The organism is Patescibacteria group bacterium, from assembly GCA_041653535.1.
Taxonomy (GTDB): Bacteria; Patescibacteriota; Patescibacteriia; order JACRDY01; family JACRDY01; genus JBAZFH01.
In genome coordinates, this window is sequence record JBAZFH010000002.1 from 301,994 (window position 1) to 323,379 (window position 21,386).

A 21,386-nucleotide genomic window follows, 5' to 3' on the forward strand; every position below is an offset into this window, starting at 1 on the left:
CCTTTTTTATATTTGGAAAAATTGTTTGAGGCATTAAGGCTTGGTTAGAGATAATACTGATAATCCCGAGGTTGTTTTTTTATCAAGTATTTTGTACCGACTCAGGCAAAGTGCTATAATATCTTTAATAAAAAAGTTGACTATTTAGTCGACGGTAATAATAAAAATATGGACAAAAAAACAAAGACAATTGTGATCATTGTTTTGGTGGCAATCGTCGCCGGTGGTTTGTATTATGGCGTTAATCGCTGGCGTCAACAGCGACTCGTCAATCAAATTTTAAAGGAAGCGTATGGAGTTAATACTGGCTTGCTGAGTGGTCTAACCGGTAGCGGGAGTATTCAGGATCAGATTGCACGGGAAATGGCTCAGGACGAGGCGAAACAAAAGGCTGATGAAGAACGCGAAGCGGCTAAAACTCCCGAAGACAGATTCAATGAAACGGAATCTGTTTCGCTGACAGGAAATATGTCGTCATTGGTTAAAAGTGTTATTGAGCCACCACTCAATGCTGTTTTTGGAAAGATAAAACCCACGCTTTTTAGCGGTAATTATTTAGGACAGGAAGGTTCCTTTTTGGTGGCTTTTAAAATACCAAAGATTCCTACTAGCGATGACATGAATAAGTTGGTTGAAGAGTTTACCGGTAATGGTTATACCGTGGCTATGAATTCTATTGCTGCTGATTCTGCAAACATACTCTTTGAAAAAGGCAAGATCATTATTAGTGTTTCTTATGAAAATCCGGAAGAGCAGGAAATAGGGGTTTTATATATGGAACAAGCCGAATAATTTTTGCCTGTGCAGGCTTAGTTCATTTTTGTCATTGCGACTCCATTAAATTATTATTTTAATTGTTATAAACAAAAAATGCCGTCTTAAACGGTATTTTTTGGTAGCTGGGGAGGGAGTTGAACCCTCGACCTCGGGCTTATGAGTCCCACGCTCTAACCAACTGAGCTACCCAGCCATGGTAAAAATAATAGCTTTATTCTAGCCTTTTAAATTATAAAAGTCAATATAAATCTTTGACAGTAAGTAAAAAATGCTTTATTATACAGCTACTTTTGGAGCTATGCCGAAGTGGCGGAACTGGCAGACGCGCACGACTCAAAATCGTGTCCCGTTCGCGGGGTGAGGGTTCGACCCCCTCCTTCGGCACCATTTGTTGATTATTTCTTTGTTTTGGCTTATAATAAGCCCATTATTTATTACGTCGCGGGGTAGAGCAGTCTGGCAGCTCGTCTGGCTCATAACCAGAAGGTCGTTGGTTCAAATCCAACCCCCGCAACCAAAAGAGTCTGAGTAATTCTCAGATTTTTTTGTTTATGCAAAAAGTTGGTTCTGCCCCTGCGGGGCATCTCCCGAAGGGAAAAAATCCAACCCCCGCAACCACAAAGCCCTGAATCAAAGGATTTCGGGGTTTTATGTTTATAAAAGTTACGACACCAGTATTACAACCAAGTTGTTGTTTTATTGTTATTTTGTTAAAATTAACTAAGATAAACAATAATCAAAACAATTTATGCAACAAACTATACAAAATCTTGCGGCTGCTTTCATTGGAGAGAGTATGGCGCGAAACCGTTATACCATGTATTCCAAAATAGCCAAAAAAGAAGGCTACGAACAGATCGCGGAAATATTTTTGCTAACTGCTGATCAGGAAAGAGAGCATGCCAGCTGGCTTTTTAAATTAATTAAAGAGTTAAAAGTGAAAAACGGTGATGAGCAACAAGAGGTTAAGGTGCAGGAAGTACCAGTACCGACAACTTATGGTACGACGATAGAAAATATTAAATCAGCGATCGCCGGAGAAAACTACGAACACACTTCTATGTATCCTGGTTTTGCCAAGATAGCGGAGCAAGAGGGTTTTTTGGAAATTGCAAAAAGATTGCTATCTATAGCTAAAGCCGAAGAACATCACGAAGAAAGATATCAGAAGTTGCTACAAGTTTTGGTCGACGGCAAAGTGTTTAAAAAAGACAAAGAAGTTTGGTGGGTGTGTCGTGAGTGCGGTTATGTGCATTTTGGCACGCAACCGCCGGAAGAATGCCCTTCCTGCGGTCATCCGCAGGCTTTTTATCAGATAAAATGCGAAGAATATTAAAGCGCTATAAAATTATTAAAAAAACCGTCCTAACCCAGGGCGGTTTTTGAGAGTAGTGCGGAAGATTACATTTGCAACGCTTCGTCTTTGCTAAGCACTTTTCCAAACTGGACGATGTTCCAATTGTAAAATGTGTTGGCAAATAAAGCCTTGGCGTAATCAGCCGCATGTTGCGCTGAAGTAAAACTTAGCGGTTCATCGCGGCGCGGACCTAGCGGCATTTGTTCGTCAGATATTACTTGCCAGTTGTTTGCTTTTTTGGCGGACAAGATTCCTAGATTTTGCAAAAAAATCAAAACCTCTTCTTTTTTTTCCGACCATTTAATGTCGTCAAGTTTTTTCCAGTCGATAGTCATTTTGGTCGGTTGGTTTTCGGCGGGATGGGAAAAAACGATTACTTGTTCGGCAAAAATACTTTCCTGGAATTTTTTAATCCAGATTGTTTTTTCGCATTCCAAGCAGACCAAATTCCAGATAGTCGTGACTATCTTGACGGGAAAACCCTGGTAGTGAAATTCCAGTGTCTTGGATTCGTTTTCCGGTATTTCGCTCTTACAGATATGACACAATTTCATTAAATTCTCCTTCCATGTTTAAAAGTGCTAGTTACTATTATCTTATATTGGTAATAAGATAGCGTCAAGCGTTTTCTTTTTTTGCCAAATTTGTTATAATCTAGCTAACTTATGGCAAGAATTATCTCGATAGTTAATCAAAAAGGTGGTGTAGGAAAAACCACAACCGCGGTGAATTTGGCGGCTTATTTGGCTAAGTACGGTAAAAATGTTTTGCTGGTAGACACTGATCCGCAAGCCAATGCTACTTCGGGGTTGGGTATTGACCATCAAAATTTAGATAAAGGCATTTACGAAGTGATTACTGGTCAGCATTCTCTGCGTCATGTGATAGTGCCAACAGCGCACGAAGGATTGAGAGTTGCGCCTGCTACCATGTCTTTAGCCGGTGCTAGCGTTGAGCTGGTTAATGAAGTTGAACGAGAGTTTAAACTAGCCAAAGTTTTAATGGAGGCTCATGGTGGTTATGATTATGTTTTAATCGATTGTCCTCCTTCATTGGGGCTTATTACTATTAACAGTTTGACTGCCGCTGACGAAATATTAATACCAATACAAGCAGAGTATTATGCCCTTGAAGGTTTGGGGCAGCTTTTAAACACGATTAATCTGGTGAAGGAAAATCTCAAACCGGATTTGAAAATACTCGGAGCGGTGTTAACTATGTATGATCGTCGCGTGTCTCTCTCTAATGAAGTAATGGAGCAGTTGTATCGTTATTTTCCTGCCAAAATATTTCGTTCAGTAATTCCGCGGGCGGTAAATCTAGCCGAGGCGCCGTCGCACGGTAAATCAATATTAGCCTATAGTCCGTTTTCTAAGGCAGCGCGAGCTTATGAACGGTTGGCTCAAGAAGTAATGGCTACGGAAAATCAAAATTTATAATATGAAAAACGTCGAACAAGTTGTAGATTTTTTATTCGAGGTCGGGATTTTATCCAAAACTCCTCGTAGCGGATTTCACTTTTTAGGTAGCGGACAGCAAAGTGTTTCCGAGCACATCACTCGAGTGATGTTTATTGGTTATGTTTTAGCATCGCTGCAGGAAGATGTGAATACTGGTAATGTTCTGAAGATGTGTTTATTTCACGATTTACCAGAAGCACGAACGTCGGATCTCAACTATGTTCATCAGAAATACGCCAGAGCAGATGAAGAGAAGGCTTTTACTGATCTGACTAGCACTTTACCTTTTGGTGATGATATGGAAAAAATAAAAAAAGAATACGAAGCGCGCGAAAGCTTGGAAGCAAAATTAGCTAAAGACGCCGATAATATAGAATGGATTTTGTCGCTCAAAGAAGAGCTTGATACTGGTAACACTCGCGCCAGCGGTTGGATTGCTTCGGCAGTCAAAAGACTGAAAACCGAAAACGCCAAAAAACTTGCTGAAAAAATAGTAGCAACTAATTCCGATCACTGGTGGTTTGCTGATCAAAATGACGAGTGGTGGGTGTCCAGAAACAAAGAAAAATAAAAAACGGCTTAAATAAAAAAAATATAATCACATAACTCGTATGACACTTGGTCGAGGACTGGATTCCTTAATACCCAAAAAAGTAATTGCTACGCCCACGGCGCCGCTACCAGACAAACCGGACGAAACCATCGGTGGTGAGCGGATTTTGCAGATACCGATAGAAAAAATAGCAGTCAATCCACACCAGCCACGCAAAGAGTTTGGCCACGGCGCGCTTGAAGATTTGATTAACTCCGTTAAAGAACATGGTATTTTGCAGCCGTTAATAGTGACGAAACAAAATGACGGTTATGAATTAATCGCTGGTGAGCGTCGTTTTCGTGCTGCCAAAACATTGGAGTTCAAAACCGTTCCGGCTATAGTACGTCAGGCAAGTGAGGCGGAGAAATTAGAAATTGCTATTATTGAAAACATTCAGCGTAAAGACCTCAATCTACTTGAAGAAGCAGCTGGTTACCAGCGTTTGATTGATGAATTTTCTTTAACCCAGGAAGACGTGGCTAAAAAGGTCGGTAAATCTCGCGCAGTAGTTGCCAATACTTTACGTTTGTTGGATTTGCCAGAAGCAGTGCAACTGGCTATCAGTGACGGTAAAATATCGGCTAGCCACGCAAGAGTACTTGCCGGTGTTGATGACAAACATGAGCAAGAAAATCTTTTCAAAAAAATAATCAGTGACGAACTAAATGTTCGCGAGGCCGAGCATGAAGCGCAAAGGGTTTCACCTCCGACCAAAAAATCGGCCAGGTCGATTACTCTGCCCGACGCCAGTGTCTTGGCGCAAGAAGAGGAGTTGCGTAAAAGACTCGGGACTAAAGTGAAGATAGAGAAAAAAGACGGTAAGGGGAAAATAATTGTTGAGTTTTTCTCGGAAGAAGAGCTAAATGATTTAATAGATAAAATGGGGCGGTTTGTCGTTTAGAAAAGAAATATGAAATTTATTATTGGTCTTGGTAACCCTGGTAGGGAATACGCCAAGACGCGACACAATTTTGGTTGGTTGGTGCTGGACGCGCTAGCTGGCGCTAGCAAATGGCAAGAAAAAATCACCGCCAAAGTTTTTATTTTAGAAAAGGAACTGAGCGGTAAAGACATGGTACTAGCAAAACCGACAACTTTTATGAATCGTTCTGGCGTGGTATTAAATTATATCAAGAAGAAATATCCAAAGTTTAAAAAATCAGATTTGGTGGTGGTCCATGATGATAAAGATTTAGACTTTGGTCGAATAAAGGTTTCGCACGATTCAAGCTCTGCTGGGCACAACGGCGTTCAGTCGATTATTGACGCGCTCGGCAGTAAAGATTTTACCCGTATTCGTTTGGGTGTAAAAAATGATTTGCTAACAAAAATGCCGACGGATAAATTTGTTATCGGTAGATTTACAGCCGAAGAAAGTAAAAAACTCGACGGTATTATCAAAGAGGCGACTGAAGCCCTGGAAAAAGAAATTTAGTCAAAAATTTTTTGGACAAAAACAAAACCCCCGAAAAAAATCAGGGGTTTTGTTTTATTTGGGTTAAACGAACAAGACGTATTTTATACGCCTGCTAGCCGGCGCAAGATCGGGTCAGAAAAATCCGACCAACCTTGACTTGCCGATTACTATCCGAAAATAGGAGGGTATTCTCGAATTTCATCGCCGGCAAGACGACGTACAAAATTTTAAAATAAAAAGTTTAGAATTATTTAATATTTAATGTAATAGAATATATTAGCATAATAGAAAATAATTGTCAATATTAGTTGTTTTAAAATATTTAAATTTAGATAAAATATGGATGATGATTGCAAAAAATATTTAGTCGGAATATCTTTAGTTGAGGCAGTCGGCGCTGTGCGATTTAAAAAAATAATAAATCATTTTAGTAATCCCAAAGATTTTTTTAATGCAACAAGAGCCGAGTTGCTCGCCGCTGGCATTCCGGTTTGGGTGGTTGACGTGATTTTAAGGCAAAGGACGATAGTGGATGTCGAAAAAGCCTGGGATTTGCTCCAGCAAGAAGGGATTGAGGTATTAACTTTTTGGGATCAAAATTATCCCGATTTGTTAAAACAAATATATGACTGGCCGCCGATTTTATACTTTCGCGGATCGCCAGAGATACTGCGTGGCAAGATGTTGGCGGTAGTCGGAACGCGTCGACCAACTGAATATGGAATACGGGCAACGCAGGATATTGTTAGTGGGTTGGTTGCCGGCGGTGTAAGTATTGTTTCAGGTTTAGCGCGCGGTATTGATAGCACGGCGCACAAAACAGTTATTGGTTTGGACGGTAAAACAGTGGCGGTGCTAGGGACGGGGTTGGATTGGCGATCTATTTATCCCGCCGAAAACAAAAGATTGGTGGAGGAGATAATCTATTGCGGCGGGATAGTGATTTCTGAATTTCCCTGCGGTACGCCGCCGAATCGGCAAAATTTTCCCAGACGCAATCGTTTAATTTCCGGATTGTCTCAAGGGGTTTTGGTTGTTGAGGCAGGACAGGGCAGTGGCGCGCTGATCACCGCGCGCTGCGCTCTAGACCAAAACCGTGATGTTTACGCTGTACCCGGTAATATTTATAACGTTAATTCTTTTGGACCGAACGAATTAATTTGCCAAGGCGCCAAGCCAGTCAGTAGCGCTAACGATATTTTGGAAGCGCTAGATTTGAGTTTAATCAAAGAAACGACTAGAATAAAGGAGGCTGTCGCGTCCAGCAAAGAAGAAAAGACACTTTTACAATTCGTTTCCTCAGAGCCAGTTCATATTGATAATTTGATTCGGCAAAGCGAATTATCAAGCGAGGTGGTTAATTCTGTTTTATTAGTAATGGAACTCGCGGGAAAGGTTAAAGATGTTGGTGGCAAAAGATACGTTATTAATTAGTAATTATTAATTTTTTAAAAATAATGTCAAGCGATAGTAAAAAAATATGGCAGAGATATTTGTGGCTAGCTTTCTGGTTATTACCGGTTTTGGCAGTGTTTGCCGATTTGTTTTTTGTTGGTTATTTTTTTGCTAAAAAGGCGGAGACAAGACAGTATGCTTTAGTCAATCAAGCCGTGAAAAGAGTCGAACCTTTAGTTGGTGATTTAAAGACAACAACCATGATTGCTGTCGGCGACATCATGCTTTCCCGTCATGTCAGTAATAAAATGTTTGCCGTCAAAGACTTTGTTTTGCCTTTTTCTCGGACTTGGGAAGTGTTGTCTGGTGCCGATATAACGATCGGCAATCTCGAGTCGCCGTTTTATAACCGTGGTGATAAGATTTCTTCCGGTATGGTTTTTAAAGCTGAGCCCGAAGCTATCGCTGGATTAAATAAGTCTGGCTTTGACGTTTTGTCTATTGCCAATAATCATATAACAAATCAAGGCGAACAAGGATTGAACTATACCGTTGACTATCTTTTTCAGAGTAATATTTTTCCGGTTGGCGCTGGAGCCGATTTTACTGCGGCGCATTGGGCGGCAGTAGCAGAGCGTAACGGTTTGAAATTTGGTTTTTTGGCTTACTCTTATGCTGATTACCACGACACCCTAGGCAGTAAGTACGTTGTTGCCGGGTTAAATATCAATCAGGCAAAAAAAGACATCGCCGCGTTGCGACCGAAAGTTGATGTCATGGTTGTGCAAATGCATGCAGGGGAGGAATATACCGTCAAACCAACCAAAACACAGATTGATTTTGCTCGAGCGGCAATTGATGCTGGAGCTGATTTGGTGATTGGTCACCACCCGCATTGGGCAGGGACGGTGGAAAGCTATAAAGGCAAATGGATATTTTATTCACTGGGCAATTTTGTCTTCGATCAGGAATGGAGCAAGGAAACAAAAGAGGGTTTGATTTTACAAGCGACTTGGAAAAATAAAGATCTTCAAGAGTTAAGATTAATCCCGGTTATAATTGAAAATTATTCTACGCCCAGAGTCGTTGACGAAGTGGAAGGTAAAAGTATTTTTGATCGAATCGGGGTAACTAATTCGGTTGTTTTTTCTACTCAAGATTTGACAGAATGAAAAAACTTCTGTAATAATAGCTTCCAGTATGAAATTAGTTATTGTAGAATCGCCAACTAAAGCTAAAACAATTTCCCGTTTTTTGGGAAAAGACTATAAGGTGGACTCTTCTTATGGTCATGTTCGTGATTTGCCAAAAAGTAAATTAGGCGTTGATATTGAGCACGATTTTGCGCCGCAGTACGTGATTTTTCGGAAAAATCAGAAAAGACTGACCGCGCTCAAAAAACTGGCGGCTAAAGCAAAAGAAGTTTACTATGCAACTGACGAAGACCGTGAAGGAGAAGCAATCGCTTGGCATTTATCTCAGATTTTTGATATACCAAAAGAAAATGAAAGGCGCATTGCTTTTCACGAGATTACTAAAGGTGCCGTGGAAGACGCTATCGAACATCCACGAGATATTGATTTGAATCTAGTTGACGCTCAACAAGCGCGTCGAGTTTTGGATAGGCTGGTTGGTTATAAACTTTCACCGTTTCTTTGGAAAAAGGTTGCCAGAGGATTGTCTGCTGGTCGCGTACAGTCGGTTGCGGTTCGCTTGATTGTTGAACGCGAGCGGGAAATAGAGAAGTTTAATAAAGAAGAGTATTGGACGGTGGAAGCAGATTTTCAAAAAAAAGAAGACGGCAGTCTTCATGCTAAACTTCATCGGGTAGACGGAAAAATTTTAGATAAATTGGGAATAAAAACCGACAAACAAGCCGGTGAAATTTTAGATCAGCTAAAGAATGCTAAATACGAGGTGGTAAAGGTAGAAAAGAAACGGTCGACCAGACAACCATTGCCGCCATTTACTACTTCAACACTGCAACAAGAGGCTAACCGTCGTCTGGGATATTCGGCTAAACAAATCATGATGCTTGCTCAGCAGCTCTATGAAGGTATTGACGTCAAAGGTGAAGGACATTCCGGATTGATTACTTATATGCGTACCGATTCTGTCAATCTGTCAGAGAAGTTTTTGGGTGAAGCCGAGGATTATATCAAAGAAAGTATAGGTAAGGAATATGTGAGCGGTCCACGACATTTTAAAACCAAGAGTAAAGGCGCCCAAGAAGCTCACGAAGCTATTCGTCCGAGCGAGGTTTCCCGTACCCCTGATAGTGTCAAGGATCATCTGACAGCGCAGCAGTTTAAATTGTATGATTTGATTTGGCGTCGCGCGGTTGCTTCGCAGATGACCGAAGCGGCGATAGACAGCACTGTCGTCGATATTGCCAATGATGATAAAAAATACACTTTCCGCGCTACCGGTCAGGTGATTAGGTTTGTCGGCTGGCTCGCCGTTTATCCCAATAAAAGCGAGGATGTTATTTTGCCGGACTTAGTGCAGGGCGGAAATGTCGATTTGTTAAAACTTGAACCGCTCCAACATTTTACCCAGCCGCCGGCGCGGTATAGCGATGCAACGTTGGTCCGAGCTCTTGAAGATCGCGGTATCGGTCGACCATCAACTTATGCGCCGACTATCGCCACTATTATTGATCGTGGCTATGTGATACGTGAAGAAAAAAAACTTCAACCAACCGAAATAGCTTTTTTAGTCAACGACTTGTTAGTTGAACATTTCCCTAAAATTGTCGATTATGATTTTACCGCCAAAATGGAAAGTGACCTGGACGAAGTAGCTGAGGGTAGCTTGAAATGGCAACCGGTGATCGCTGAATTTTACGGTCCGTTTACCGATAACCTAGAAAAAAAATACGAACAGTTGGATAAAAAGGATATTATAAAAGAAGAAACCGATGAGATATGTGAAAAGTGTGGCAAGCCTATGGCTGTCAAATTTGGTCGTTTTGGTAAATTTCTTGCTTGTACCGGTTTTCCAGAGTGTAAAAACACCAAGCAAATAAATGGTAAAGGTGAAATTTTGGAAGAAGAAAAGATCGACGAAGCTTGTCCTAATTGCGGCAAGCCAATGGTTTATAAGCAAGGGCGTTTCGGTCGGTTTATCGCTTGTTCGGATTATCCTGCCTGCAAGACTACTAAAAAGGTGCTCAAAACTATTGGCGTGAAATGTCCGGAATGCAAAGAGGGTGAGGTGGTAATCCGTCGGGGTAGGGGCAGGGTATTTTATGGCTGTTCACGTTATCCCGAATGCAAGTTTGCCTCGAGTAAAAAACCAGGTGAAGAGGCTGTTGAAGAGGAAAATAAGAAAGATATTAGGGAATCATAAATAAAGGAATAAAGCCAATCTATATTTTAAAAAGACTCAAATTTATCTGAGTCTTTTTAAAATATAAAAGTAAAAAACGGGACATGGGGAAAGTGGGTATTGACAAGGGTAATATTTAATGGTAATGTTTAAAATTAGCAAATTAACAATAAAAATCTCGAGGAGGTTTAGCTATGAAAAAGCGGCTTTTAGATATCCCCGGGTCTTTTCCGGATCTTTTGAAAAAAGCGGTTGCTGAAAGTTCGGGGATGGATGACGTCCGACTCAACTTGGAGGAAAACAGCAAGTTGCTATGTGCAACTATTGCTTTTGTTTTTTTGTTTGGCTGTGTCGCCATATCAGTATGGGGCGCTGTCGGCTTACTGGCTTCATCCGCCTCTCTTACCTTATTTTTTCCTATCCAGAAGATTGCTCTTTTCCAGAAGAAGAAACGCTTCAAAAAAGAAGGAGTAAATCTTAAGCCTGGATTTAGTCGGGACGTCAAGGGCTATCTTGATAGGCGGATTTCTGAATGGAAAGAAAATTTACTAGGGACGAAGTCTGACTATCAAGTGCTTTTCAATAGAGGCACTAAAGTTTATGAGGAGTTAAGGAGCGTTTACCATGAAGCTGCGCGGCAAAGAGACAATAATCCCGAGTTACGGGATCAGCTTCAAATCCGTGTAGAAAAGCTATACGAGGCGATCAAAAAAAACGACGAATCGCTTTTCATGCTCCAACGGTTTCGTCGGATCGCGGAGGCGTTGATCCAGGATTTAGAACGCAAGGCGAACGGCTATTATGAAAAAATTAGTCCGTTCGACACCATGGTTCGCGCCGACGCTTTGCTTGAGGAGGCACAAAGCGTCAGAGATGAAAGCATGACGTTTTTGATCAAGGCTACGGGCGATCTCCGTCGTCAAATTGATGACACGACGACCGAACTTGACTTTTTGTCGGCTGGCGCTTTTTCGGAAGTGGCGGCGCATTTTGTCTCTCGACCGGAAACTGATATTTTGGTCGACGTAGATATGATTGAAATGGCGACAAACCACCTCCGACGGGAAAAAGTTGCTTAAAATCGTTCACCCCCCCCACGCCAGCAGGCCGTGGGGGTTTTATTTTCACCTTTACATTTTTTTAAATTACGTTATACTGATTTTGCGGCTCTTGAGGAGATACCCTTATATTACTAAATAGTTTGGGGTTTAAATCTCTCTCGAGGCCGTTTTTTTTATAAACAGAAAACTCCTCGGAATAAACCAGAGGAGCTGTCTGCGTTTGAGAGTCTTTTGGACCCTTATATTACTGTCGATATCTTACCACTTATGAAAAATTTGTCAAGAGTCGAAAATACCTCAAATTGCTTTTTTTTACAGGTTAGCTTATATTCAATGTAGATTATGTCTCTGCCATTATTAAAACAAATAGTAAAAAGTAACTATCCAAACGTTGACATTAAGCCCTTGGAGCAGTCTTATTATTTGGCTGCTAAAAAATTAAAAGGACAAAAACGGGGGAATATGATTTATTTTGATCATCCGGTGGAAACCGCAATGACAGTAGCAAAAATGAAAATGGGTATAGATGTTGTAACAGCAGCGTTGTTGCATGATTTACCGCGACATTCTGATTATACTTTGGAAAATATCGAAAATGATTATGGAAAAAAGGTTGCTACTATCATTAAATCCGATCTTGACTTATGCGGAGTCGAGAGTCGTTTCCGGGGTACGGAGCGTTACGTCGAAAGTGCGAAAAGAATGTTTTTTGGCGTTACTCATGATTTTCAATCAATTTTAGTCAAATTTGCCGAACACTTAAACAATCTCGATCATCTCGATACTTTTCCCGAAAGTCAGCAAAAAAGAATGGTTGAGATTGCGGAAAAGATATATATTCCGTTGGCGAGCATGCTTGGTATTTGGCGATTACGTTGGCGGATGGAAGATATGTGCTTCAAATATCGCCAGCCGCTTATTTATCAAAAGATTCAGAAAAAAATCGAAAAAGGTCTTTACCGTAAGCGTCAGCAAATTGTCGACCAGGTGAGAAAAAAGGTTTTAGCTCAGGCAAAAAAATATCAAGTAAAGTGTCGGATTGATAGTCGTTTTAAACATGTCGCCAGTATTTATCGGAAAATGAAAGAAAAAAACAAACGTTTCAATGAAATTTACGATGTTTTTGCTGTTCGTGTAATTACCGACAAGCTCGAAAATTGTTATTTGTTAATGGGCGTGATTCATAATTTATGGAAACCAGTACCACGTCGGGTCAAGGATTATATAGCATCACCAAAGCCAAACGGTTATCAGTCTTTACATACCACTGTTTTTAGCGAAGACGGCAATCCAATAGAGTTTCAAATTCGTACCAAAGAAATGCATGATGAGGCCCAGTATGGTCTTGCCGCCCATTGGTATTATAAACATTCTTATGGTGATACGAAAATTCCGCATTGGATCAAGGAGGTTTTAGCCAAAAGGAAAATAATTGATGATGACAATAAAAAAGTTTTTTTAGACGAACTAAGTATCGACAGTTTGACGGATCATATTTTTTGTTATACTCCCAGCGGCGACATAATCGAAATGCCCAGGGGGGCAACGCCGGTAGATTTTGCTTATGCCGTCCATACCGATTTAGGGCATCACGGTAAGTCGGCTGTTGTTAACGATATTGATCGACCTCTGGATGTTGTTTTAAAAAATAATGACGTGGTTGAAATAATTAAAAAAATGCAAAAACACCCACTAAAAATTTGGCTTAAGTTTGTCAAAACCACGAAGGCCAAAGAGGCGATTAAAAGCTACCACGAAAAAAACAAAGATGAAGGAAAAGAAATAAAATAAAGTATGGACTCTGATTTAAAAAAATTAATCGATGAAATAAAGCTGCATCAACCGGATGTTGATGTTGATGTTGTTGATTTAGCTTATGATTTTGCCAAAAAAGCTCACGAAGGGCAGTCTCGTTTTTCAGGCGAGCCCTATTTTTCGCATCCTTACAATGCCGCTTTGATTTTGGCACAAATAAAAATGAGTCCGACGATGATCGCTGCCGCGTTATTGCATGACGTGCCGGAAGAAACAGAGATAACGATTAGTCAAATAAAAAAAGAATTTGGCGAAGACATTGCTTTTTTAGTGGAAGGAGTAACGAAGGTGGGAAAGGTAAAATATCGTGGAGTCGAACGTTATATAGAGAATCTGCGCAAAATGTTTGTTGCGATGGCGGTTGATTTGCGCGTGATTATCATTCGTTTTGCTGACCGGCTGGATAATTTAAGCACTTTGCAAGTGCACTCCAGGGAAAAGCAAGTGCGCATTGCTCAAGAAAGTTTGGAGATATACGCGCCGATTGCCAATCGTCTGGGTATGTGGGAGATTCGTAGTCGCATTGAAGACGCCGCTTTTAAATATGCCATACCGGATGAGTACAAATGGACTGTGGATTTGGTCGCGAAAAAACAACAAGAACAGGAAAAATATTTAATTAAAGTAAAAAAACATTTGGAAGACGAGCTGCGTAAAGAAGGGGTTGATTTTGTTGCAGTGAATGGTCGGGTCAAACATTTGTATAGTTTGTATCTTAAACTTTTGCGACATGATAGGGATATTAATAAAATTCGTGATTTGGTAGCGTTGAGAGTAATAGTCAAAAGCGTTGCCGATTGCTATCGGGTATTGGGTGTAGTCCATCATATTTGGCCTCCGATGCAAGGCAGGATTAAAGACTATATTGCACAGCCAAAGGCTAATGGCTATCAGTCTTTGCACACGACGGTTTTTACCGAAGGAAAAAAGGTGGTCGAATTTCAGATTCGAACCGAGGAAATGCACGAACGAGCGGAGCAGGGAGTGGCGGCGCACTGGTACTATGATGAAAAAGGCAAAGAGTCTTTTAAACCGACGGAAGAAATGAGCTGGATTCAAGAGCTTGCCAAATGGAAAAAAGAAATTGAAGAAAATCAAAAGAATTTGGAAAGGCTGAAAGTAGATGTGCTTAAAGATCGGATATTTGTTTTTACGCCAAAAGGAGACGTGATTGATTTGCCGGAAGAATCAACTCCGGTGGATTTTGCCTACGCCATTCATACTGATATTGGTAATAAATGTAGCCGCGCTTATGTAAACGACTTGATTGTTAATCTTGATTATAAACTCAAAAACGGTGACATCGTTGAAGTATTGATTGATAAAAATCGTAAAGGACCAAATCCTGATTGGCTGAAATTTGTCAAAAGTTCTATGGCGCGTACTCATATCCGAGCGGCGACTAAAGCGGAAAGAGAAGGATTTTTAAGCAAGCTCATAAAGTAAAAAATAAAAACCATTCGGGTAAAGCCGAACGGTTTTATGTTGCTGGGTAAAAAAGATTACCCATTTTTTTTGTTTTGCTCCACGAGCTCTTTGGCGATACGATCGTGAATGAGGTGGAGTTTTTTGGCGGTTTCTTCGGTAACAGGTTTTGACCCGCCGTCGAAAAATCCGGTTTGGGTTTGTTCCCTCAGCCATTTTGAGTGCGGTGCGGTTGGGTCGGCTAGTTTTAATGACATGCAGCCTCCTACGGTTGGTTGGAACGGTTGCCTATAAGTATTAAAACAGAGTGGTTGTTAACTGTTAATTTGGGTTTTTGTTCCTCGAAAAAACGTTTCTAGATTTTGGACCCGATAATCAAAACAGTGATTATACCCAAAGTGTTTAAAATATAGGACAATACATAAAAATTTTTATCGGAAATAGTCGATGAGGCTAGCAGAGTGACTCCGATTTCATCAGGTAGCGGCGAAGCAATAATGATCATGCCAATGATCGGCAGAAGGTATTTTTGAGTGAAAATATTGATTTTTGATTTTAAGTAAGCAAATAATTTTTGCTCGGCAATTCTTTGTATTTCGTTAGTAAAAGAATGTCTGATAAATTTGAACAAAATTGTGTCTGAGACCAACGAGCCTATGCCGGCAATTAAACCGGATAGCACAATACTGTCTTGTTCTTTAGCCAAGATAAGCAAAACCGCTGTAGCTGGTGCCGCAGTAAAGCCGTAAGCATAAAGCATGCCGGCGATAAAAATACCTAAATATCCCAGTGAAGACAGAAAATTATGCCAAGGCTCAAAATTTTTTTCTTTAAATAAAAAATAAGCCAGTATAATAGTTAGGAGTAAAATTAAAAGTTTGGGATATTTAAACCGAGAGAGAGCGTTTCTTATTTTCATTTTTGTGTTAATAGCTGGTTTCTATCTTCCAGTTATTTTTTATAAAATTTTTGATGAACGATAATCGGTGTACCGACAAAGCCGAATTTCTGGCGGATTTGGTTTTCTAAATATCGAATCCATGATTTGTGTATTTCCGCCTTTGGGTGAACTAGAAGCTCAAAACGAGGCGGGCGAATGCCAGTTTGTTTAAGCGAGTAAATCTGAGGGAAAATATTGCCTTTAACTGGATTGGGTAGATGTTTTTTTGCGGCACGAGTCAGTATTTTTTCCAGCTCTTTTTCATTTACCCTTTTTTCTCTTTCTTGTTCTATTTTTACCGCCAGGTCTAGAGCATTTTTTATTCGTTGACCTTTTTTGGCGGAGATAAAGATGATCGGCGCCCAAGTCAGGGCCGGGAAGTGACCGTAAAAGTATTTGGTAAATTCGGTCGGACTAGAGGCGTTTTTTTCTTCGACCAGATCCCATTTGTTGCCGACAATAATCAGTCCGGATCGCGAGTTAATAATTTCGTGAGCCAGGCGCGTGTCTTGGACGCTAAGTCCGGCAGCAGTGTCAATAACCAGCAGTGCAATATCTGATTCTTTAATGCTGGTAAAAGAATCATTGACGCCAGCTTTTTCCAACCCTTTATTGACATGAGATTTGCGGCGAATGCCGGCGGTATCGACTAAAGTAAAAACTTTTTCTTTATATTCAAACTCCGCATCTTGTGATTCGCGAGTGGTGTGGGCAATAGGAGTAACAATCACGCGCTCTTCGCCAAGTATGGCGTTTAAGAGCGATGATTTGCCGGCGTTGGGTTTGCCGATAATAGCAATATTAAGGTTAGACTTTACTTTCTCTGTCTCTATTTTTTTGGCTCGGGGAAATTTTAGTTTTTTTACTATGATATCCAACATGTCGCCAGTACCAGATCCGTTGGTGGCAGATACTGGTATTGGATCTCCTAATCCTAGACGAGCAAAATCCCAGATTTCGTTGCGGGCCGATTTGTTGTCGACTTTATTAACTACCAGCAGGTATGGTTTACGGCTTTTGCGGAGGATATTGGTAATAGTTTTATCTTCGGTTTGCATGCCTGATTTACCGTCCACCACCATAATCAGAAAATCGGCTTTGGCAATGGCGATTTCGGCTTGTTTGACTATGTTTGTTTCAATAATATTATCTGGGTGGATGCGGCTGGACAGTCTCATCTTTTTGGGTACCTGGGTGGCTGGCATGTAGCCGAGATCGAGTCCGCCGGTGTCTACCAGGGTAAAGTCTTTACCTCGCCAAGTAACAATACCAAAATTACGGTCACGAGTAGTGCCGGGGGCGGGTGAGACTAAGGCTTTGCGCTGCTCGATTAGGCGGTTAAATAGGGTAGATTTACCCACATTTGTTCGACCGACCAGAGCAACAACTGGCATTTTTTGCATAAATTAAATGAATTTCAAGCTAATTATAAAGTAAAACTAGGATAAAAGCAAGTTGGTATTGACATATTTTCGATAATATTATATTGATTTAAATCAATTGCATATAGACAATAAATCCAATAAGGGAGGGTTTCTTGATGAAAAAGGCTATGGCAGTGTTGTTTTTGGTCGTCTTTGCATTGTTATTGGTGGGTGCGATCGCCTGTACCTCGATGCAAGATTTGGAAAGGAACAGCACGGAAAATGTCGTTCAAGAGACCGCGGGAAATCTGATCTATGCAAAAGACCACCGAGTGGGACTGTGTTTCGCTTTTTACCATGCGGGCTGGTACACCGGTCTTATGACCGAGGTTCCTTGCGAGAAGGTCGAACACCTTCTCGTCAACAAGTAATGTTCCAAGCAATCAGCGGGGTTTCGGGTTTTTGTCCGAGACCCTTTTTCTTTTATCTTAGAAAATGTTAAAATATAGCTATCAGCTATCAGCTATCAGCTATCAGCTATCAGCTATCAGCTACCAGCTATCAGCTACCAGCTACCAGCTACCAGCTACCAGCTACCAATTTTAACTATATGGGCTTTCTCAAAAAACTATTTGGTAAAAAGACCGCGGCGAAGGACTCTTGTGTTCCTTCAGAATATGCTACGGAAAAATATCACCGTACCGGAGTTAAGATGGATAAAAAAGGAAAAGAAGAAGTAGATATTGAGGAGATAAAGCAGACATTTTGACAGGAGACAGGAGACAGGAGACAGGAGACAGGAGATCTTATTACTTGTGTATTTTAATTCTGTATCCGGTATCCTGTATCCTGCATACTAAAAACAACGAGCCTTGATACCCGTTGTTTTTTATTTTTCTAAAATTGTTTGTTGTTGTTTACTCGGGAATATCCATTGATCCGGCGGTTTGTCCTAAAATCAGTATTATGTCACCTTTGGCAATATTTTTCACCCACGAAGGAATGGTCTGGGAAAGATTGGCTTGCATTTTTTGGGTGAGAAATTCAATAGTTTTGGGGTATTTGCCATCAGACAGGTCATAGATAACGTTTTTTTCATAATCACGGAAAGGCGCGTTACCGATTTCAACCACGTTATAGCCTGACGATTCGATGTATTTTTCTACCTTACCGGCGAGACCAGAAATAAATGTGCCATTGCGTATCTCAACTTTTGAGCCTTCAACGGTTTGTTTTGGTTCTTCTTTTATTGGTTCTTTTTTTACTTCCTCTGTTTTTTGAAGAGTGCTGCCGTCGTTGAAAATATTGGCGACTATGCCGCGTATTTCATCGTAATTACCGCCAGGTGGTTGAAGTAAAAACGCTCCATCTTCACCAATGACCGTTTCTAGCTGTCCGCCGGGACCTTCCACCAGACCTTTGTTAGTAACGTTATCTTTGTTTATGTTTTTTATTAACGAGGCAAGCCGCACCATTTCCCATATTTCCATATTAGTGGCGACATTGTCGCTGTATTGGCTATAAAGATTGCTGATTCGAAAAGGATTAACCAAGGTGGAGAAGGATAGCAGTTTTTCTTTGGCAGCTAACAAAACTTTTTGCTGGCGACGACTACGAGCAAAGTCAGAGCCTTCGCCGTTGTTGCCGTGACGGGAGCGGACGTATTGGAGAGCGGTTTTACTGTCCATCATCTGGCAGCCTTCTTGAAAAGAAACGGTTTGAGTTTTATAGTCTTCGGTAGGGTAAAGATTGTCGGTAAAAGCCTGATCAACGCATATTTTTACTCCATCCAGTTCGTCGATAAATTTTTCAAAACCATTAAAATCAACTCGAACATAGTATTGTATGGGCAGGTTAAAAACTTTAGAAATAGTTTCGACGGTCAGTTCCGCTCCTTTTCCTGGATTATTTATTTCACCATAAGCATTGGCATTGTTAATTTTTCGCCAGCCATATCCTGGTATGGGCATTACCAGATCGCGGGGGATAGATATTAATGCGACCTTTTTTTCTTTTGGTTTGAAACTGACCAGAATAATAGTATCGGTCAAATAGGGTCCGTCGTGTCCTTCTCCGCCAATACCCAGGAGTAAAAAATTTATTCTGTCATCTTCTTCTCCTTTTAGTTCTTTCTCACCGCTTAAAACCAAATGTTTTATTTGCGTCCAGACGCCGAGACTTTTTTGAGTGTTGTTTTCGTCGCTGCCAAACATTGATCTGGCGGCGGAAATAACCATCACGGCAATTAAAAAAATTACCACGTATTTAGTGATTTTTCTTTTTGGGCGAGCGCTAGTTTTTATTGTGATTCGATGGTCGCTAGTCGGCTCTTTTAAGGGGTAGGTTTTTTGCTCTTCGGAGAGTTTGGAGAAATCTATTTTTGGATAAGACATGGCTTTATTATAAATTAAGCGTCAGCTTTTGACAAGACTTGGGTGTCGGATTGTGGCTAGATTTGATTTTAATACCGTTTGTTGTTATAATGTCAACAAATTATTTAATATTTATTTATGATTTTTTGGAAAAAAAACAAGTGGCGTTTTTGGGAAAACGAAGCACTTCATGAAGCTTTTGATTTTGCCGTGGAGATATTTAAAATCATTGTTATTTCTTTAGTTATTATAGTCCCGGTGAGGTATTTTTTGATCCAACCTTTTTATGTCAAAGGAGCGTCGATGGAACCTAATTTTTATAATCATGAATATTTGATTATCGATGAAATATCTTACCGATTTGAGGATCCGATCAGGGGGGAGACTGTTATTTTCCGACCGCCGATCGCTAAGGACGATTTTTTTATTAAAAGAATTATCGGTTTGCCTGGAGAAAAAATAGAAATTAAAGACGGCAGGGTGAAAATCTTTAATACCCAATATCCAAACGGTACTTATTTGGATGAAAGCGTTTATTTACCGCTTACTACTTATACGCCAGGGGACGTGACGTATGATTTGGGACCGGGACAATATTTTGTCATGGGTGACAATCGACCGGCTAGTTTGGATTCCAGGACCTTTGGGTTGATAACGAGAAAAGATATTGTCGGCAGAACGTGGTTGCGCGGTTGGCCTTTCAACAGAGTGATGATTTTTTCCGCACCACAATATAATATTTAATAAATATTTTTGATTAATTATTTTTCTTAATTATGCCAAAAAAGAAATTTAATAAGAAAAAAGAAATGAAATATTCAAGATCGATAAAAAAGCCTTCTCTTGACCAGCCAAAAAGAAGCAGCGGTAGAAAAAACATTCAGTTGCTAAAAGGAATGAAAGATATTTTACCAGCTGACCAGGGTTATTGGAGTTATTTGCAAAAAGAAGCCGAAAAATTAGCCGGTTTCTATGGTTACGGTCGTATTTCCACGCCGGTATTAGAAATGACCGAACTTTTTCGTCGCGGTGTCGGCAATATAACTGATATCGTGGAAAAAGAAATGTATTCTTTTACTGATTTAAGCGGGGACAGTGTTACTCTCCGTCCGGAAGGAACAGTGGGGGTAGCGCGAGCTTATATGGAGCACGGAATGATGAATCAACCGCAGCCGATCAAATTTTATTATTGGGAACCAATGTTTAGACACGAAAACCCGCAAACCGGTCGCTATCGCCAACACTATCAATTTGGTTTTGAAGTAATCGGCGAAGAAAATCCGGCCGTAGACGCTGAAATTATCTATTTAACGACTTTATTTTATAAAGAAATTGGCATAGAGACTAATGTGCAGATAAACAGTATCGGCTGTCCCGAATGCCGCGCTGAATACAAAAAAAATTTAATTGCTTATTATCGCCGCAAGAAAAAACAAATTTGCAAAGACTGTCAAAAACGCCTTTTAAAAAATCCGATGCGCCTGCTTGACTGTAAAGAAGAGGGCTGTCAGGAAGTGAAGGAAGAGGCGCCACAGATTGTTGACTGGCTTTGCGAAAATTGCAAGAAACATTTTATGAAAGTGTTGGAATATTTGGATAATCTGGAAGTACCGTATAATCTTAATCATTCTTTGGTTCGAGGGCTGGACTATTATACTAGGACTGTTTTTGAGATTATGTCGGTGGCAAAAGAAGATGATGACAGTGACCGTCGTCAAAAATCATTATGCGGTGGTGGACGCTATGATGGGTTGATGGAATTGATCGGCGGTCGCCCGACGCCGGGTTGCGGTGTCGGTATAGGTATCGAAAGGGCAATCCTGGAAATGCGCAAACAAGGAATCGAGCCGCAGGTGCCAAAAGCGCCGCAGATTTTTCTCGCTCAAATCGGAGAACAGGCAAAGCAAAAAGCCTTCCATCTTTTAGAAAGTTTTCGTAAAGAAAAAATGCCGATTTATCAGATGCTTGCGAAAGACAGTCTAAAAGGTCAACTGGAAATAGCCGATAAGCTCGGCGTTAAATATGTTTTAATTTTAGGTCAAAAGGAAGTTCTCGAAGGAACAGTGCTGTTACGTGAC

21 protein-coding genes and 3 tRNA genes are annotated in these 21,386 nt (G+C 40.6%); 18 read left to right on the top strand and 6 right to left on the bottom strand.

Annotated elements, in window-relative coordinates; all coding sequences use genetic code 11:
- Positions 1–168: 168 nt before the first annotated feature.
- Entirely contained in the window at positions 169–792 is a 624-nt protein-coding gene (locus tag WC310_03435) for a hypothetical protein (GenBank protein MFA5358846.1), read from the top strand.
- Between the two features lie 101 nt (positions 793–893).
- On the opposite strand, the gene WC310_03440 is transcribed toward WC310_03435, so the two are convergent.
- A tRNA-Met gene (locus tag WC310_03440) sits at positions 894–970 on the bottom strand.
- 107 nt (positions 971–1,077) lie between these two features.
- On the opposite strand from WC310_03440, the gene WC310_03445 reads away from it, so the two are divergent.
- From WC310_03445 to WC310_03455, 3 genes are all read left to right on the top strand, one after another.
- A tRNA-Leu gene (locus WC310_03445) sits at positions 1,078–1,164 on the top strand.
- Positions 1,165–1,217: 53 nt separating this feature from the next.
- Positions 1,218–1,294 (top strand) — tRNA-Met (locus tag WC310_03450).
- Between the two features lie 231 nt (positions 1,295–1,525).
- On the top strand, positions 1,526–2,113 hold the full coding sequence (locus WC310_03455; protein ID MFA5358847.1) for a rubrerythrin family protein: 588 nt from the start codon (positions 1,526–1,528) through the stop codon (positions 2,111–2,113).
- Positions 2,114–2,178: 65 nt separating this feature from the next.
- Here WC310_03455 and WC310_03460 read toward each other — a convergent pair whose 3' ends face one another.
- Positions 2,179–2,688: a hypothetical protein gene (locus tag WC310_03460; protein ID MFA5358848.1), complete on the bottom strand. Its 510-nt coding sequence runs from the start codon at positions 2,686–2,688 to the stop codon at positions 2,179–2,181.
- Between the two features lie 111 nt (positions 2,689–2,799).
- Here WC310_03460 and WC310_03465 point away from each other — a divergent pair, with 111 nt between their 5' ends.
- From WC310_03465 to WC310_03510, 10 genes are all read left to right on the top strand, one after another.
- Positions 2,800–3,573: an AAA family ATPase gene (locus WC310_03465; GenBank protein ID MFA5358849.1), complete on the top strand. Its 774-nt coding sequence runs from the start codon at positions 2,800–2,802 to the stop codon at positions 3,571–3,573.
- 1 nt (position 3,574) lies between these two features.
- Positions 3,575–4,165: an HD domain-containing protein gene (locus WC310_03470; GenBank protein ID MFA5358850.1), complete on the top strand. Its 591-nt coding sequence runs from the start codon at positions 3,575–3,577 to the stop codon at positions 4,163–4,165.
- A gap of 40 nt (positions 4,166–4,205) precedes the next feature.
- Positions 4,206–5,090, top strand: coding sequence for a ParB/RepB/Spo0J family partition protein (locus tag WC310_03475; protein MFA5358851.1), 885 nt, complete (start codon positions 4,206–4,208; stop codon positions 5,088–5,090).
- Positions 5,091–5,099: 9 nt separating this feature from the next.
- Positions 5,100–5,624 carry an aminoacyl-tRNA hydrolase gene (gene pth / locus WC310_03480; protein MFA5358852.1) on the top strand — a complete coding sequence of 175 codons (525 nt, stop codon included), beginning with the start codon at positions 5,100–5,102 and terminating at the stop codon, positions 5,622–5,624.
- Between the two features lie 321 nt (positions 5,625–5,945).
- Positions 5,946–7,040 (top strand): DNA-processing protein DprA, encoded by a 1,095-nt coding sequence (gene dprA, locus WC310_03485; GenBank protein MFA5358853.1) that lies wholly within the window; start codon positions 5,946–5,948, stop codon positions 7,038–7,040.
- Between the two features lie 23 nt (positions 7,041–7,063).
- Entirely contained in the window at positions 7,064–8,173 is a 1,110-nt protein-coding gene (locus tag WC310_03490; GenBank protein ID MFA5358854.1) for a CapA family protein, read from the top strand.
- Positions 8,174–8,201: 28 nt separating this feature from the next.
- The gene (gene topA, locus WC310_03495) at positions 8,202–10,352 is read left to right on the top strand and encodes a type I DNA topoisomerase (protein MFA5358855.1); all 2,151 of its coding nucleotides are present in this window, start codon (positions 8,202–8,204) and stop codon (positions 10,350–10,352) included.
- Between the two features lie 173 nt (positions 10,353–10,525).
- Positions 10,526–11,410, top strand: a complete 885-nt coding sequence (locus WC310_03500) for a hypothetical protein (protein ID MFA5358856.1) — start codon at positions 10,526–10,528, stop codon at positions 11,408–11,410.
- Between the two features lie 324 nt (positions 11,411–11,734).
- Positions 11,735–13,183 carry an HD domain-containing protein gene (locus WC310_03505; GenBank protein ID MFA5358857.1) on the top strand — a complete coding sequence of 483 codons (1,449 nt, stop codon included), beginning with the start codon at positions 11,735–11,737 and terminating at the stop codon, positions 13,181–13,183.
- A 3-nt stretch (positions 13,184–13,186) separates the two neighbouring features.
- The gene (locus tag WC310_03510) at positions 13,187–14,653 is read left to right on the top strand and encodes a RelA/SpoT family protein (protein MFA5358858.1); all 1,467 of its coding nucleotides are present in this window, start codon (positions 13,187–13,189) and stop codon (positions 14,651–14,653) included.
- Between the two features lie 56 nt (positions 14,654–14,709).
- On the opposite strand, the gene WC310_03515 is transcribed toward WC310_03510, so the two are convergent.
- From WC310_03515 to der, 3 genes are all read right to left on the bottom strand, one after another.
- Positions 14,710–14,889: a hypothetical protein gene (locus WC310_03515; protein ID MFA5358859.1), complete on the bottom strand. Its 180-nt coding sequence runs from the start codon at positions 14,887–14,889 to the stop codon at positions 14,710–14,712.
- A 98-nt stretch (positions 14,890–14,987) separates the two neighbouring features.
- Entirely contained in the window at positions 14,988–15,551 is a 564-nt protein-coding gene (locus tag WC310_03520) for a hypothetical protein (GenBank protein ID MFA5358860.1), read from the bottom strand.
- A gap of 32 nt (positions 15,552–15,583) precedes the next feature.
- Positions 15,584–16,975, bottom strand: coding sequence for a ribosome biogenesis GTPase Der (gene der / locus WC310_03525; GenBank protein MFA5358861.1), 1,392 nt, complete (start codon positions 16,973–16,975; stop codon positions 15,584–15,586).
- A 149-nt stretch (positions 16,976–17,124) separates the two neighbouring features.
- Here der and WC310_03530 point away from each other — a divergent pair, with 149 nt between their 5' ends.
- Together WC310_03530 and WC310_03535 are read left to right on the top strand one after the other, a co-directional pair.
- Positions 17,125–17,367 (top strand): hypothetical protein, encoded by a 243-nt coding sequence (locus WC310_03530; protein ID MFA5358862.1) that lies wholly within the window; start codon positions 17,125–17,127, stop codon positions 17,365–17,367.
- A 179-nt stretch (positions 17,368–17,546) separates the two neighbouring features.
- Positions 17,547–17,705: a hypothetical protein gene (locus tag WC310_03535; GenBank protein MFA5358863.1), complete on the top strand. Its 159-nt coding sequence runs from the start codon at positions 17,547–17,549 to the stop codon at positions 17,703–17,705.
- Positions 17,706–17,853: 148 nt separating this feature from the next.
- On the opposite strand, the gene WC310_03540 is transcribed toward WC310_03535, so the two are convergent.
- Entirely contained in the window at positions 17,854–19,329 is a 1,476-nt protein-coding gene (locus WC310_03540) for an LCP family protein (GenBank protein MFA5358864.1), read from the bottom strand.
- Positions 19,330–19,446: 117 nt separating this feature from the next.
- Here WC310_03540 and lepB point away from each other — a divergent pair, with 117 nt between their 5' ends.
- Entirely contained in the window at positions 19,447–20,052 is a 606-nt protein-coding gene (gene lepB, locus WC310_03545; protein ID MFA5358865.1) for a signal peptidase I, read from the top strand.
- A 32-nt stretch (positions 20,053–20,084) separates the two neighbouring features.
- On the top strand, positions 20,085–21,386 hold a 1,302-nt coding region (hisS, locus tag WC310_03550), incomplete at its 3' end, for a histidine--tRNA ligase (GenBank protein MFA5358866.1).